Source organism: Latilactobacillus sakei subsp. sakei DSM 20017 = JCM 1157 (assembly GCF_002370355.1).
Lineage (GTDB): Bacteria > Bacillota > Bacilli > Lactobacillales > Lactobacillaceae > Latilactobacillus > Latilactobacillus sakei.
This window is the reverse complement of the sequence record NZ_AP017929.1, coordinates 1880169-1896070: the sequence shown is the minus strand read 5'-3', so window position 1 is coordinate 1896070 and position 15902 is coordinate 1880169. Positions and strand designations below refer to the sequence as shown.

Here is a 15902-nt window from a genome sequence, read left to right as displayed (position 1 = left end):
GGGAATAGCATGCGTAGACTTTTTGAAGATGAATTGAATGAACTGCACGTTCGTTTTTCCGAAATGGGCATGATGGTCAATGAAGCCATCTATAAATCTGTTAAAGCCTTCATTAATCACGATAAGCAATTAGCAAGAGAAGTGATTGCCGATGATCATAAGATTAATGAACGGGAAACGGATTTGGAACGTAAGAGTTTCGAATTAATTGCACTTCAACAACCCGTGTCGACTGATTTACGAATTATCGTAACCATCATGAAGGCTAGTTCTGACTTGGAACGAATGGGCGATCACGCGGTCTCAATCGCTAAATCAACGATTCGTGTGAAGGGCAATACCCGTGTACCAGATATCGAAAAAGATATCGCGGATATGGCCGACAAAGTAAAACAAATGGTAGAAGAAGTCTTGGATGCCTACGTTAAAGAGGACCGGCGCCGAGCAATTGCCATTGCTGAAGAAGATACAGCAATTAACGCTTATTCGGAAAACATTTACGATGACTGTGTTAAAGAAATGCAACGTGATTCAGAAACAGTTGTTGGCAGCATGGATTACATGCTTGTTGCCAGTTACTTGGAACGAATTGGTGATTACGTTACAAACATCTGTGAATGGATTGTTTATTTAAGAACCGGTAAAGTCGTCGAATTAAATTCAAACGACAAAGAAGACGAATTTTAAAAGAGTGTTGTACCAGCCGAATATATTCTGAGGATTAGCATAGAATGGCGAATGATTGCTGGAAGCAATCATTTGGTATTCGTAGCTAACCGGAAGAATATGGCTGATAAAACACGTTTAAGAAAAGAGTGCGTTTAATTCTGCTCAGTTTCTGAGCATTAACACAGCTCCGTAAATAACTGATGCAATCGGTTGTTTGATGAGCAGGGTTAAGCGCAGGAAACTAGACTTAAAAAGCACGTTTGAACTAATAATATTCGCCAATCAAAAAAGGGGCGGTAGACAAAAGCGATTTTGTCCCACCCCTTTTTAATGTTTAATAAAGAGGAGTCGTAACAATGCAAAAACAAATTTACCTAGCGGGTGGCTGGTTCACCCCTAAACAAGCAGACATGGTCGCACGCGCCCACAAAGCGTTGGCAGCTAACCCAACAGTTGGGTATATCCATAGTCCACAAGAACATCAATACAAAGATGTTACTGAAGATAATGATCCTAACGGTTTATTCGGTGGTTACGAATGGGCTAACCAAACTTATCAAAACGACATCACTGCAATGGACTTAGCCGATATGGCCGTTGTTTTATGGGATATGGCTGATGAAGATACCGGGACCGCTTTTGAAGTCGGTTATCTTAACGCAAGCCACACGCCAATTGTGTTTGTTTGTGAAGATGACTTGCAAGAAAATCCGATTAACTTAATGTTAGCTAAAGGCATCAGCAAGTGTGTGACGGATATTAATGAATTAGAAACCTTAGATTTCCAATTTGTAGCAGGCGAACCTTACCCAGGTAAAATCATTTAACCTCGTATTTTCAAATTGAAAAAAGCCCGTCTGAATTATGATAATTCGGACGGGCTTTTTTTAATGGCCTTCTTATAATTGCCCCCGTTAAATAGCGGTTTGTTAATCTGGTTAAAAAGAACAATTCATTTTATTGTAAACGATTACATTGCATGCTATGTTTTACTTATCAAATGGACAGGAGTGATTGGATGACTAAAACGTTAGAAGCATTCTTGCACGAAGGATTAGCATCATTGAAGGAACAGGGGTTGTATAACACAATTGATGTTTTAGAAGCGCACAATGGGCCAATCATTAAAATTAACGGTCGCGAACTGATTAATTTAGCGTCTAATAATTATTTAGGCTTTGCTAATCGCGATGAATTAAAAGCAGCGGATCAGGCTGCCACGCAAAAGTGGGGTGTTGGGGCTGGTGCAGTGCGGCCAATTAACGGGACGCTCCAGATTCATCAAGATTTAGAAGCTAAGATTGCCGAATTTAAGGGAACAGAGGCGGCAATCGCGTTTCAATCTGGTTTTAACTGTAATATGGGCGCAATTTCAGCAGTGATGACTAAAAATGATGCGATACTTTCGGACGAATTAAATCACGCATCAATTATCGATGGCTGTCGCTTGTCAGGCGCGAAGATCATTCGTATCAAACATCAAGATATGGCAGATTTAGAAGAAAAAGCAAAGACGGCAACTGAAAGTGGTCTTTACGAAAAAGTGATGTATATTACCGATGGTGTCTTTTCAATGGACGGTGATGTGGCTAATTTACCCGAAGCCGTTAAAATTGCTGAGAAGTATCAACTGATTACTTACGTTGATGATGCGCACGGCTCTGGTGTGATGGGGCATGGGAAAGGCACTGTTAAGCATTTCGGCTTACAAGATAAGATTGATTTCCAAATGGGGACGCTCTCCAAAGCAATCGGCGTTGTAGGGGGGTATGTTGCGGGGACTCAAGAATTAATCGATTGGTTGAAGGTTCGGGGGCGCCCATTCCTGTTCTCAACATCATTAACGCCTGGTTCAGCGGCTGCTTGTATCACAGCGTTAGATTTAATCATGGCCCATCCCGAATATGTTGATCAGTTATGGGAGAATGCCGATTACTTCAAAGCTAAATTAAAAGCGGTTGGTTTTAAAGTCGTAAAATCGGAAACACCAATTACACCTGTAATTTTAGGCGATGAACAATTAACCCAAAAATTCTCGCAAGCATTGGTTGCAAATGGTGTCTATGCCAAACCAATCGTATTCCCAACCGTACCATTAGGAACGGGGCGGATTCGTAACATGCCAAGCGCTACTCATACCAAAGCTATGTTGGATGAGGCAGTGACGGTGTATGAAAAAGTGGGTCGTGAACTAGGGATTATCTAAATTCAAAGGAGGAACTAACATGCATAAAGTGATGGTAACGGGTTGTTTAGGACAAATCGGATCAGAATTAGTGGCTCAATTGAGAGCACAAAACGGTGTCGATAGTGTGATTGCAACGGATATTCGCCGACCAGACCATAACGAAACGGTTGAAAGTGGCCCGTTTGAAGTGTTAGATGTGACGGACTATGATCGAATGCTTAAAATTGCGACAGATTATCAAGTCGACACACTCATTCATCTAGCCGCGTTATTGTCAGCAGTGGCTGAAGAACGGCCACAATTTGCTTGGCAGTTGAATATGACCGGCCTCGTCAATGCATTGGAAGTGGCCCGTGAATTAGATTTGAAATTCTTTACACCAAGTTCAATTGGGGCATTTGGCCCTAGCACGCCTAAAGATAATACACCACAAGATACGATTCAACGACCAACAACAATGTATGGCGTGACTAAAGTGTCTGGTGAGTTGCTCTGTGATTACTACCATACTAAATACGAGGTTGATACACGGGGCGTTCGTTTCCCAGGCTTGATTTCTTATAAGACGTTGCCTGGCGGTGGGACAACCGATTATGCGGTCGATATCTACTATGAAGCTTTACGCAAAGGTCACTATGAATCATTCATTAAAGAAGGGACCTATATGGATATGATGTATATGCCAGATGCCATAGGGGCCATCATTAAATTAATGAATGCCGATCCAGAACGCTTGATTCATCGAAACGCTTTTAACATTACGGCAATGTCTTTTGAACCAGAACAAATTAAAGCTGCGATTCAAAAAGAACTACCAGACTTTGAAATGACTTACGCCGTTGATCCAGCGCGTCAAGCAATTGCGGACTCATGGCCTAACCAAATTGACGCGAGTTGCGCCAAAGCGGAATGGGATTTTGAACCGCAATATGATTTAGAAGCAATGACTAAGGATATGCTGGCGCAATTAAAAACTAGAATCTAATTGTAGTAAAGGACCGGGCCCCAATCGCCCGGTCTTTTTTATGTCCCAACTGAGTATCGCTCGGAGTACCTAAATAAAAATCAACCTTTGGACCTATGACATTTCCAATTAAAATGGGCATAATGGAACCATAGTCAAGTGTGACAGATATAGAGGTCATCATTTAAACCAATGGAGGTCATAACAATGAATGAACGTCAAAGAATTTTAGACTTAGTGAACCAAGGTGTATTAACATCTTCAGAAGCCTTAATCTTATTAGAAAATTTAGCTAAAAACGATCAAAATACAACTAAAATGTCAGCAGAACCTGAAGTCCCTGATATTGATGATAACGAACAAGAAACGACACCAGAAACTGATCAACGCGCGATCGTTGAAGAACGCGCAAGAGAATTAACAATTGCGCTATCAGGTGTTAACCGCCAGTTACAAGACTTGAAGCAAAAAATTCAAGCCGACCAAGAACAAGTGACTGTGCTTGATACAATGGAAGATTTAGATAGTCTGACAAGTGAAAAGGCGGCTGAACGCCAAGCACTCAAAACAGCTGTTTTACAAAACCAAGCTCAAATTGATGACTTGGAAGAACAACGGCAAACATTAACGGAAGAATTAAATCAAATTGAAAAGCAACGTCGGCAGATGGCGAAGAATCAATGGTCTGAAAAGCTAGGCCTTTCAGATGATTGGAAAGAAAATACCAGCGAAACATTCGATGAAATCAGCGGTCGTTTAGGTGAAGCAAGCCTACATCTCGGTAAACTCATGAAGGAAACTGCTAAAAACGTGATGGATAACGTTGACTGGAAAGAAGTTAACTTCAAGGTGCCAGGTTTGGCAACCGAAAAATTCACGCATGAATTTATTTACTCAGACGTGACACCAGAAATGATTAACGTCAAAGTAGCCAACGGGAACGTCGATTTCAAGATTTGGGATCAACCCGAAATTAAAGTTGTGGCTCAAGTCAAACTTTACGGTAAGATGGGTGAACCAACAGCCCGCGAAGCTTTTGAAGCTCGTAGCAACATCAATGTAACAGATGCTGATTTGGTCTTCCAAGTCCCTAACAAACGCATTCAAGCGGACTTAACATTCTACCTACCAGCTAATAATTACTTACAAACCAACGTTAAGTTATTAAACGGCGATATTGCGTTAGATGGGTTCACAGGACGTGATTTATACCTTAAAACGTCAAATGGCCAATTGACATTGAACAGTACGAATGTCGCAATGTTAGAAGCAGAAAACGTTAATGGTGGAATCACCGTTACTGACGGCCACTATGAAGATATTCTAGGGACAACCGTCAACGGTAATATCGTGATGAAAGCCCAAGTGTTAAATAGTAGTGTTTCAACTGTTAACGGCGATATCAAAGCTTCTTTCAACGATAATCAGTTACAACATTTGAAAGCTAAGTCGGTTAATGGTACGGTTAAGTTAGCTTTACCACAAACAATTGGCTTTACACTTGAAGCTCGCACACGTTTTGGGATGATCAAAAACCGGCTAGCCAATGCGCAAACGGTTGATCAACACCAAAGCACAGGGAGCCAAATGTTACAATTAGCACGAAACGAAGATATGCAAGCAGCCCAATTAACATTAGGAACAACAACTGGTAATATCTTATTAAAAGACAATGAAAACTAAAAAATAATGAATGGTGGTTTCTGAATAATGGCACAAAAGAGATTATATAAATCAAGAGATAACCGGATGATTTCCGGTGTAATGGGTGGGATAGCAGAATACTTCAATGTTGACGCGACATTGGTTCGAGTGCTCTACTGTTTGTTCTCAATCTTCTCAGCAGCTTTCCCAGGGATTGTCGTCTATATTATCTTGGCCCTCGTTATTCCGGAACGGCCAAGTCAAACGCGTCGCGATTCTCATGATGAATGGAGTGAATATTAATGCCTTTTCTATTAATACTAGTCCCAATTTTGGCGATTATTCTCGCCATTACGGTAATGGGCGTCTTGATTGGTTCAGTGATGATTCTCTTCAAGTTCGCTATTCCGTTACTAGTGATCTGGCTCATTTACCGCTTAATTGTCGGTCATAATAAACCACGTCACCATTACCACGAACAACAACATCAAGCCTATTACGGTCAACCGAGCGATGCTCGGGGGCGTAAGGAAGCACGTGATGTGAAAGTCGATGATGACAACTGGAGTGATTTTTAATGCGCTATTGGACCCGCGTTTTAGTGAATACAATCTTATTTATCGCAATTTCGGGCTTACTACCAGGACTGTTTCATGTTGACGGTATTTTAGTCGCCTTAGTGGCAAGTATTGTCTTATCAATTTTAAACGTGCTAGTAAAACCCATTTTGCATATCCTCTCATTTCCAATTACGTTTTTAACACTCGGCCTTTTCAGCTTAGTGATTAACGGGATTATGTTGGAATTAACGTCAATCTTCGTCAGTTCAGGGAGTACCTTCCCGAACGTCACATTTGGCTTTTCTGGATTAGGCGCGGCGATTGTCGTGGCGTTCATCCTATCGATTGCCAATACGATCATTGGCAATCAATTTAGCAGAGAGCGTTATTAATGATAAAGCCTGCATCAGAATTTTGATGGCAGGCTTTATTTTTATATTAATTTAAGAAAACGCCTACATTAATGTTGAAAAATGTATTCAAAAGCAATATGATAGTACGTATAAGAGTAGAAAAAGGACGGTATATCATGGCGGATAGTGTTTCAATGGAAAGATTAGTGACGGACCTTAAGTTACAAGTGTACTCAGGGGAAGCTCATTTAAAAGAGAAAACAGTGACGTTGAGTGATATCTCTCGTCCTGGACTCGAATTAACCGGTTATTTTAATTATTACCCATACGAACGAATTCAATTATTTGGGATGACGGAAGTTTCCTTTACGCAAAACATGACGGCGGAAGAACGCTTAATGATTATGCGGCGGATGGCTTCTGAGAACACGCCTTGTTTCTTAATTTCGCGTAGTTTAGAACCACCTAAGGAAATGTTACAAGCAGCTGAAGAATCTGGTATTCCAGTGTTAGGATCAAACCTATCAACAACCCGTCTTTCAAGTTTAGTGACGGATTATTTAGATGGTCAATTGGCTGAACGGCGCTCAATGCACGGTGTCCTGGTTGATATCTACGGTTTAGGGGTGCTCATCACAGGCGATTCTGGTGTTGGGAAGAGTGAAACCGCACTTGAATTGGTTAAACGGGGCCATCGTTTAATCGCGGATGATCGAGTTGATGTTTACCAACAAGATGAACGGACGGTTGTTGGTGAAGCACCAATGATTTTGCGACACTTACTTGAAATTCGGGGGATTGGCATTATCGATGTCATGAACCTCTTTGGGGCTGGTGCTGTACGGGCTGATACATCAATTTCATTGATTGTTCATTTACAAAACTGGTCACAAGATAAGAAGTACGATCGTCTTGGTTCCGATACAGAAGAACAAATGATTTTCGATGTCCCAGTACCTAAGATCACTGTGCCCGTTAAGGTTGGTCGTAACTTGGCCATCATCATTGAAGTTGCAGCAATGAACTTTAGAGCCAAATCAATGGGCTATGATGCAACGAAGACTTTCGAAGCGAACCTAGGTAAGTTAATCGAATCTAATTCTGACGACGAAAACTAATTTAAACGTTAAAAGTACCTTAATATAGTAGGTCATCCGACTAGATTGAGCTATACTGTTATAAAGACAGGATAGTACTCAGTCTAGTTTTTTTAATTGAATATGAGGAGCGATTATCGTGAACCTAATATTAGGTGTTTTAAATCCGATTGCCCTACAATTAGGGCCGTTGGCGATTCATTGGTACGGCGTGATTATTGCTAGTGGTGTCGTATTGGCCGTTGTGTTGGCCTTGCGAGAAGCTAAGCGCCGCAATGTCAGTGAAGATGATATTTTGAATTTAATTTTATGGGCCTTACCGTTTGCTTTGATTGGGGCACGGCTTTATTATGTCATTTTTGAATGGTCCTATTACCAAGCCAATCCAAGCGAAATTATTAAAATTTGGCACGGTGGGATTGCGATTTATGGTGGTTTAATTGCCGCAACAATTGTGTTCATCATCTATTGTCGCAAGCATTTCTTGTCGCCGTGGTTAGTTTTGGATATCGCGGCACCAACGGTTATGATTGCCCAAGCAATTGGTCGCTGGGGGAATTTTATGAACCAAGAGGCCTTCGGGGCTAAAACGACGTTGCACTTCTTAGAGACACTTCATTTGCCCAATTGGGTGACTGATCAGATGTTGATTGATGGTGCTTATCGCCAACCAACTTTCTTATATGAATCGACTTGGAATGTTTTAGGGTTTATAATCATTATGAGTGTCCGTCATCGTCAAGGTTGGTTTAAACAAGGTGAGATTTTATTGAGCTATATCGCTTGGTACGCCTTTGGTCGCTTTTTCGTTGAAGGGATGCGGACCGATAGTTTATTTATCGGACCATTACGTGTGTCACAGATTCTATCACTCGTGTTGTTCTTTGGCGCGATTGGGCTGTGGATCTGGCGCCGTAAACAACAGACGTTACCCGACTATTTAGAAGGTAATACACTGCGCTCAGCAGTTAAATAAAAGGAGAATTAGGATTAATGACAGTTAATGTTGCAGTTTTAGGTGCCGGTTCATGGGGCACAATTTTAGCCAACTTATTAGTAGAAAATGGCCACCACGTCGAATTATGGGGGAATGATCCTGAGAAAGTAGCAGAGATTAACGAACAACACACTAACAAGCATTATTTACCCGAATTCAAGATCAATCCACGCTTACACGCAACTTTAGATTTGAACGAAGCGTTTGAAGCAGTGGACGTTGTTTTATTCGTTATTCCAACGCAAGTCATTCGGCTAGTGGCAGAACAAATTGCCCCAGTGCTAGAAGCCAAAGGGGTTAAACCCGTGATTGTCACAGCTTCTAAAGGGTTGGAACAAGGGAGTCATAAACGAATTTCAGAAGTTTTAACTGAAACTATTCCGGCAGATGTCAGAAATGGCATCGTGGTCTTATCAGGTCCTAGTCATGCTGAAGACGTTGCAATGAAGGATATTACAACTCTAACGGCTGCTTCAACTGATTTAGTGCAAGCCCAATGGATTCAAGAAATCTTCATGAACGATTACTTCCGCCTTTACACGAATACGGATGTCATCGGTGTTGAAATGGGTGCGGCTTTGAAAAACGTGATTGCTTTAGGCGCAGGTGCATTACACGGCTTGGGTTACGGTGATAACACGAAGGCTGCTTTAATGACACGGGGCCTAGCCGAAATTTCTCGTTTAGGGGTTGCCATGGGTGCTAACCCATTAACGTTCATCGGTTTATCTGGTGTCGGCGATCTCATCGTTACTGGGACCAGTGTGCATTCACGGAACTGGCGAACAGGGAATGCTTTAGGCGAAGGTCAAAAGTTAGATGATGTTCTAGAAAATATGGGTATGGTCGTTGAAGGGGTCGCAACATGTAAGGCCGCTTATGAATTAGCACAACAACGCTCAGTTGATATGCCAATTACCAACGCAATTTACAACGTCCTTTATCGTGGTTGTGATATTCGCACCGAAATTGGTAATTTAATGCAACGTTCTGGTAAACCAGAAATCGATTTTAAATAGACCAATTAAATTATTTGATAAAAACGCCATCATTTTAAACGGGTATCGCATCCGCAAAACGAATATGTTATGATGACATAAGTTGATAAAATGACTAAAGGAGAACCGATTACTTTATGGGCGATTTGGTATCTGTAAGACCAACTTGTGAATTTTATTTTGACAGAGGGATGCAAGCATTTGAGCGATTTCATTATGAAAAGGCGCTCACTTGCTTGCAACGCTCTAAGTCACTGGCAAAAACGAAGGATGATTACATCTTCGTGGTTTGCCAGTTAGCAATTTGTTTAGAATCGGTCGGTAATTACCGTGGTGCTGTGATTGCACTGGAAGAAATTCCAAGTGTTAATTACCAGACACATCCGGAATTACAGTATTTTTTAGCAACGGCGTATGCTTTTTTAGGGCAGATGCAAGAGAGCTATCAATTAGCGAAAGCCTATTTACAAAGTGATGACTCAGATTTTGAAGCTGAGGCAACCGAACTATTACAAGAATTGAAACAAATTAAAGGTTAATTAGCATTACGGAAAGTTCGCCGACTGGTCAAACAGTTTGGTGGACTTTTTTTTAATAACGGGTAAGATACACTCTATTAGAAGTAACTTGATAAAAGTAAGGAGATTATGCGAAATGGCTAAAAGTTATGATGTAATTGTAATTGGTGCTGGCCCCGGTGGGATGACGGCGGCGCTTTATGCATCACGTTCGAACCTATCTGTTTTAATGTTGGACCGAGGAATTTATGGTGGTCAAATGAACAATACAGCAGAGCTCGAAAACTATCCTGGCTTTAAGTCAATTTTGGGCCCAGAATTGGGCGAAAAGATGTATGCGAGTGCCACACAATTTGGTGCTGAATACGGTTATGGGACAGTTAATAGCATCGAAGACAAAGGTGAGTTTAAGTTAGTCCATACCGATGAAGGCGACTTCCAAGCACGGGCCGTGATTATTGCAACAGGTTCTGAACATAAGAAAATCGGGATTCCTGGCGAAGATGAATACGGTGGTCGTGGTGTCTCATACTGTGCCGTCTGTGATGGTGCGTTCTTCAAGAACAAGGAAGTCGTTGTCATCGGTGGCGGTGATTCAGCGATTGAAGAAGGCCTTTATTTAACACAATTAGCTAGCAAAGTAACCGTTATTCACCGCCGTGATCAACTACGTGCGCAAAAGATTTTACAAGATCGCGCATTTGCTAACGATAAGATGGCTTTTGTCTGGAATGCACAGGTTAAAACGATTGAAGGCGACGATAAAAAAGTAGCTGCTGTCACTTATGTTGATAAGGAAAGTGGCGAAACTAAAGAAGTCCCAGCAAGTGGTGTCTTCATTTACGTCGGTATTGATCCAATGACAAGTGCTTTCAAAGACCTAGGTATTTTAACGGAAGCCGGTTGGGTTAAAACAGACGACCACATGGCAACTAGTGTCCCCGGGATTTTTGCAATCGGTGATGTTCGTGAAAAGGACTTACGTCAAATCACAACAGCAGTCGGTGACGGCGGCATAGCCGGCCAAGAAGTCTTCAAATATATTCAAAGTATTTAAAGAACGTTTAAATGAGCTATACCAATGAAAGCGCCGGTCCATAAAAAATGGATCGGTGCTTTTTTTAAGTTTCATAACACTTGATGCCCTAGGGAAAGCGTTTGATATATGCTATAATTATAGTGAGATTTTATAACAAATGTGGGGGTTACAAAATGAGCTGGCAAGATAATTATGCAATTTGGAATAATCAAACAAAAATGGATTTACCTTTAAGAGAAGCTTTAGACAACATGGCAAACGATGAAGAAGCGCTTGAAAAAGCCTTCAGCGTGCCAATGGAATTCGGGACAGCTGGTATGCGTGGTCTCTTAGGCCCTGGGATTAACTGCATGAATATTTATACAGTTCGTCAAGCAACAGAAGGCCTTGCCCAATTCATGGAAACTTTACCAGAAGCAACTAAAAAACGTGGGGTTGCGATTAGTTTTGATTCACGTTACCAATCAGAAACTTTTGCACACGAAGCAGCACGCGTTTTAGGCCAACATCAAATTCCAACATTCGTTTTTGATGCTTTGCGCCCAACACCTGAATTATCATTTACGGTCCGTCACCTACATACTTATGCAGGAATCATGATTACCGCTAGCCACAATCCTAAGCAATACAACGGCTACAAGATTTACGGCGAAGATGGCGCTCAAATGCCACCTAAGGAATCTGATATGATTACAAGCTATATCCGTCAGGTATCAGACCTATTTGCAATTGAAGTTGCTGACGAAATGGCCTTACGCGAAGCCGGCATCATGGCTTTAATTGGTGAAAATGTTGATCAAGCTTATTTAGCAGAAGTTAAAAAAGTAACGATCAACCAAGAATTGGTGGATACTGTTGGTAAAACAATGTCATTAATTTACACACCACTTCATGGTACTGGGAAAGTCCTTGGTGAACGTGCTTTACGTCAAGCAGGCTTCGAACAATTCACAATGGTGGCCGAACAAGCCGTTGCTGATCCAGAATTTGCAACAACACCATTCCCTAACCCAGAATTCCCGCAAACTTTTGATATGGCTATCGAACTTGGAAAAGCGCAAAAAGCAGACCTTTTAATTGCGACTGATCCAGATGCCGATCGTCTTGGGGCCGCTGTACGCCAACCAGATGGTAGCTATCAATTAATGACAGGGAACCAAATCGCATCTGTTTTACTTCGCTATATTTTACAAGCAAGTAAAGATGCAGGAACATTACCAGCAAACGCCGCTGCAGTTAAATCAATCGTTTCAACGGAATTGGCAACTAAGATTGCTGCTAGTTACAATGTTAAAATGATCGATGTCTTAACGGGCTTCAAGTTTATCGCAGAGCAAATCCAACATTTTGAAGATACTAATGAAAATACCTTCATGTTTGGTTTTGAAGAAAGTTACGGCTACTTGGTTAAACCATTCGTCCGTGATAAGGATGCCATTCAAACGCTGGTTCTATTAGCTGAAGTGGCAGCTTACTACAAATCAAACGGTAAGACGTTGTACGACGGTATTCAAGAACTATACGCTGAATATGGCTACTATGCTGAACAAACGACAGCGATTGATTTTGAAGGCGTCAACGGCCCACAACAAATGGCTGACTTAATGGTTAAGTGTCGTGAAGAAAGTCCTGTTGATTTTGCCGGCGTCAAAGTCGCTTCAGCAGAAGACTTCCAAACACAAACGCAAACATTTGCTGATGGTCACACTGAACCAATCAATTTACCAACATCAAACGTTTTGAAATATCACTTAGAAGATGGCACATGGATCGCAATTCGTCCAAGTGGCACAGAACCTAAGGTTAAATTCTACGTTGGGACTTGTGCTGACGATGAAGCAACGGCTGATTTGAAATTAGCTAACTTTGAAAAAGCAATTCAAGACCTTGTTAAATAACAAAATCCTCATAAAAAGGGTTACTATTTTACATTGACGCAAAATTTATCTATAATAAGTGCAACAAATAGGCGGACTATATCGTTAGTCGGTCTATTTTTGTAAGAATGGAGGCTTTTTTCGAATGGGTATGCATCAGTATTTGCAAGGGTTAAATAATTTGGAGACACTAAACCGGGCACCAGGATTATTTAAGTATCAGGAACATTCCGTCGCAGCGCATTCATTTAAAGTTTGCGAGATTGCGCAGTTACTAGGCGATATCGAAGAAGAAAATGGCCAACCAATCAATTGGCAAGTCTTATACGAACGGGCGTTGAACCATGATTATACGGAGCGTTTTATTGGGGACATCAAAACACCCGTTAAATATGCGACGCACGAGTTACGGACGATGTTAGCCAATGTCGAAAGTTCTTTAACGGATAACTTCATCAATAATGAAATTCCCGGTTTTTTACAAGAACGCTATAAACGGCGCTTGAGTGAAGGTAAGGATGAAACTTTGGAAGGCCAATTATTGGCAGTTGCCGATAAGATTGATTTGCTTTATGAATCATTTGGCGAGATTGAAAAGGGGAATCCAGAGAATGCCTTTTTGGAAATTTTTGCAGAAAGCTTGAAAACGATTATGCAATATCAAAATTTGTCGAGCGCACAATATTTCATCCGAAAAATGTTGCCAGACCTATTGAGTGAGGATTTTGCCGACCGTGGCAAGCTCACACAATTGGTGCGCCAAACGTTGTCAAACTAGGCTAGTTCACTAGTGTAGCGAAAATACGTTCGGTATGTTAGAATGGTAATTGATAAAAAAGAGGGCATCTGTTCAGTGGCTTAATCACCACGCGCAGATGATCACTGACAACTTATAAATGCGTCATTTAAGAAGGTGTCTGGTACAAAACCCCGTTTTGTATCAGGCGCTTCTTTTATCGCAATAAAACGGCACTGGAGGCAATTCATGATTGATAGACAGAACGATAACCTATTTGACTTAGTCGCACCATATGAACCTGCTGGCGATCAACCTGCTGCAATTGAAACCTTAACGAAGAATTTTGAGGCAGGTGCTAAGGCGCAGGTCTTGATGGGCGCTACTGGGACCGGGAAAACTTTTACAATGTCCAACGTGATTAAGAATCTCAACAAACCAACGTTGATTATTTCGCATAATAAGACATTGGCCGGTCAACTGTACGCGGAATTTAAGCAGTTTTTCCCTAACAATGCGGTTGAATATTTCGTGAGTTATTATGATTACTACCAACCAGAAGCCTATGTGCCTTCCAGTGATACGTATATCGAAAAAGATTCGAGTATTAATGATGAAATCGATAAACTACGGCATTCAGCGACGAGTTCGTTATTAGAACGCAACGATGTGATTGTTGTGGCCTCTGTTTCTTGTATCTTTGGGTTAGGGGATCCACGTGAATACCAAAATCACGTCTTGTCACTGCGTCCAGGAATGGAAGTTGAACGTAACGACCTATTACGTCAGTTAGTTGATATTCAATTTGAACGTAACGATATAGATTTTCAACGGGGGCGCTTTAGAGTGCGCGGTGATGTGGTTGAAATTTTCCCAGCTTCTCGTGATGATCATGCGCTGCGCGTTGAATTTTTTGGTGATGAAATTGATCGGATTGTTGAAGTGGATGCCTTAACGGGTGAAGTGATTGGCGAACGGTCGCACGTTGCCATTTTCCCCGCAACGCATTTTATGACGAATGATGAAAAAATGGAAAAAGCCATTGAAAGTATTAAAGCTGAATTGGCTGAACGGCTAGCTGTTTTAAAGGGCGAGGGTAAGTTACTAGAAGCGCAACGCCTTGAACAACGAACAAACTATGACCTTGAAATGATGCAAGAAATGGGTTATTGTTCTGGGATTGAAAATTACTCACGCCATATGGAAGATCGCCAAGCCGGCGAACCGCCTTACACGTTGCTAGATTTCTTCCCAAAGGATTCAATCATGATGATTGATGAATCCCATGTTACTATGCCCCAAATTCGGGGGATGTACAACGGTGATCGTGCGCGGAAACAAATGTTGATTGACTATGGTTTCCGGTTACCAAGTGCGTTAGATAACCGCCCATTAACGTTGCCAGAATTCGAAGAGCACGTGAATGAAATTATGTATGTGTCGGCCACACCAGGGCCTTACGAAGCGGAACAAACCGATATTCAAGTGGATCAGATTATTCGACCAACCGGCCTGTTGGATCCCAATATTGAAGTCCGACCAATTATGGGCCAGATTGACGATTTAGTCGGTGAGATCAATGACCGCATCGAAAAGAATGAACGGGTCTTCATTACAACTTTAACCAAGAAGATGTCGGAAGATTTAACCGATTATCTCAAGGAACTGGGAATCAAAGTCCGGTACTTGCACAGTGATATCAAGACGTTGGAACGAACGGAAATTATCCGTGATTTACGACTGGGCAAGTTCGATGTCTTAATTGGGATTAACTTATTACGGGAAGGAATCGATGTGCCTGAAGTATCCTTAGTGGCGATTTTAGACGCAGATAAGGAAGGCTTCTTACGTAGCGAACGTTCCTTAATCCAAACCATTGGCCGGGCATCTCGTAATGAAAATGGGCAAGTCTTGTTGTACGCCGATAAGATTACGGATTCAATGCGTCACGCAATTGATGAAACTAAACGGCGACGGACAATTCAAGAAGACTACAATACAGCTCATAACATCACACCGAAAACGATTATTAAACCAATTAGAGATGCGATTTCAATGGTTCAATCAGTTGAACATCCAGAAGAAATTAAGATGACCAATGAGATTGATCTAGAGAACATGTCGAAGGCTGAAAAACTAGAAATGGTTGAACGACTATCCGAACAGATGCGCTTAGCAGCTAAGAAACTTGATTTCGAACAAGCGGCGACATTGCGGGATACCATTTTAGAATTAAAAAGTGAAATAGATTAGAGGTCAAGT

The 15902-nt window shown here is 41.5% G+C and carries 16 protein-coding genes; all 16 read left to right on the top strand.

Translation table 11 applies throughout. The features are described from left to right. The first annotated feature begins 9 nt into the window (after positions 1-9). The 16 genes from phoU to uvrB all read left to right on the top strand — a co-directional run bounded on the left by phoU (position 10) and on the right by uvrB (position 15893). Positions 10-687, top strand: a complete 678-nt coding sequence (gene phoU, locus LEUCM_RS09550) for a phosphate signaling complex protein PhoU (protein ID WP_011374215.1) — start codon at positions 10-12, stop codon at positions 685-687. A 338-nt stretch (positions 688-1025) separates the two neighbouring features. Further along, on the top strand, positions 1026-1496 hold the full coding sequence (locus LEUCM_RS09545; protein WP_011374216.1) for a nucleoside 2-deoxyribosyltransferase: 471 nt from the start codon (positions 1026-1028) through the stop codon (positions 1494-1496). A 191-nt stretch (positions 1497-1687) separates the two neighbouring features. Then, positions 1688-2875 (top strand): glycine C-acetyltransferase, encoded by a 1188-nt coding sequence (locus tag LEUCM_RS09540; protein ID WP_056936479.1) that lies wholly within the window; start codon positions 1688-1690, stop codon positions 2873-2875. A gap of 19 nt (positions 2876-2894) precedes the next feature. Next, on the top strand, positions 2895-3842 hold the full coding sequence (locus tag LEUCM_RS09535; protein ID WP_025016323.1) for an L-threonine 3-dehydrogenase: 948 nt from the start codon (positions 2895-2897) through the stop codon (positions 3840-3842). Positions 3843-4028: 186 nt separating this feature from the next. Next, positions 4029-5504: a daptomycin-sensing surface protein LiaX gene (liaX, locus tag LEUCM_RS09530; protein WP_025016322.1), complete on the top strand. Its 1476-nt coding sequence runs from the start codon at positions 4029-4031 to the stop codon at positions 5502-5504. 27 nt (positions 5505-5531) lie between these two features. Beyond that, positions 5532-5768 (top strand): PspC domain-containing protein, encoded by a 237-nt coding sequence (locus LEUCM_RS09525; RefSeq protein ID WP_016264736.1) that lies wholly within the window; start codon positions 5532-5534, stop codon positions 5766-5768. Beyond that, a complete protein-coding gene (locus tag LEUCM_RS09520) occupies positions 5768-6043 on the top strand; it encodes a hypothetical protein (protein ID WP_025016321.1) in 276 nt (91 codons plus the stop codon). Before LEUCM_RS09525 ends, LEUCM_RS09520 begins: the two co-directional genes overlap by 1 nt. Then, on the top strand, positions 6043-6417 hold the full coding sequence (locus LEUCM_RS09515; RefSeq protein ID WP_025016320.1) for a phage holin family protein: 375 nt from the start codon (positions 6043-6045) through the stop codon (positions 6415-6417). The genes LEUCM_RS09520 and LEUCM_RS09515 overlap by 1 nt, the downstream gene beginning before the upstream one ends. 137 nt (positions 6418-6554) lie before the next feature. Then, on the top strand, positions 6555-7496 hold the full coding sequence (gene hprK / locus LEUCM_RS09510; protein ID WP_016264738.1) for an HPr(Ser) kinase/phosphatase: 942 nt from the start codon (positions 6555-6557) through the stop codon (positions 7494-7496). Between the two features lie 127 nt (positions 7497-7623). Further along, a complete protein-coding gene (gene lgt / locus LEUCM_RS09505) occupies positions 7624-8451 on the top strand; it encodes a prolipoprotein diacylglyceryl transferase (protein ID WP_025016319.1) in 828 nt (275 codons plus the stop codon). Between the two features lie 17 nt (positions 8452-8468). Next, on the top strand, positions 8469-9491 hold the full coding sequence (locus LEUCM_RS09500) for an NAD(P)H-dependent glycerol-3-phosphate dehydrogenase (protein WP_025016318.1): 1023 nt from the start codon (positions 8469-8471) through the stop codon (positions 9489-9491). A gap of 170 nt (positions 9492-9661) precedes the next feature. Beyond that, the gene (locus tag LEUCM_RS09495) at positions 9662-10009 is read left to right on the top strand and encodes a hypothetical protein (RefSeq protein WP_229295513.1); all 348 of its coding nucleotides are present in this window, start codon (positions 9662-9664) and stop codon (positions 10007-10009) included. Positions 10010-10124: 115 nt separating this feature from the next. Continuing rightward, the gene (gene trxB / locus LEUCM_RS09490) at positions 10125-11045 is read left to right on the top strand and encodes a thioredoxin-disulfide reductase (protein ID WP_025016316.1); all 921 of its coding nucleotides are present in this window, start codon (positions 10125-10127) and stop codon (positions 11043-11045) included. 155 nt (positions 11046-11200) lie between these two features. Continuing rightward, positions 11201-12925 (top strand): phospho-sugar mutase, encoded by a 1725-nt coding sequence (locus LEUCM_RS09485; protein WP_025016315.1) that lies wholly within the window; start codon positions 11201-11203, stop codon positions 12923-12925. A 124-nt stretch (positions 12926-13049) separates the two neighbouring features. Continuing rightward, on the top strand, positions 13050-13682 hold the full coding sequence (locus LEUCM_RS09480; RefSeq protein WP_025016314.1) for a YfbR-like 5'-deoxynucleotidase: 633 nt from the start codon (positions 13050-13052) through the stop codon (positions 13680-13682). A gap of 207 nt (positions 13683-13889) precedes the next feature. After that, positions 13890-15893: an excinuclease ABC subunit UvrB gene (uvrB, locus tag LEUCM_RS09475; protein WP_016264745.1), complete on the top strand. Its 2004-nt coding sequence runs from the start codon at positions 13890-13892 to the stop codon at positions 15891-15893. Positions 15894-15902 lie beyond the last annotated feature (9 nt).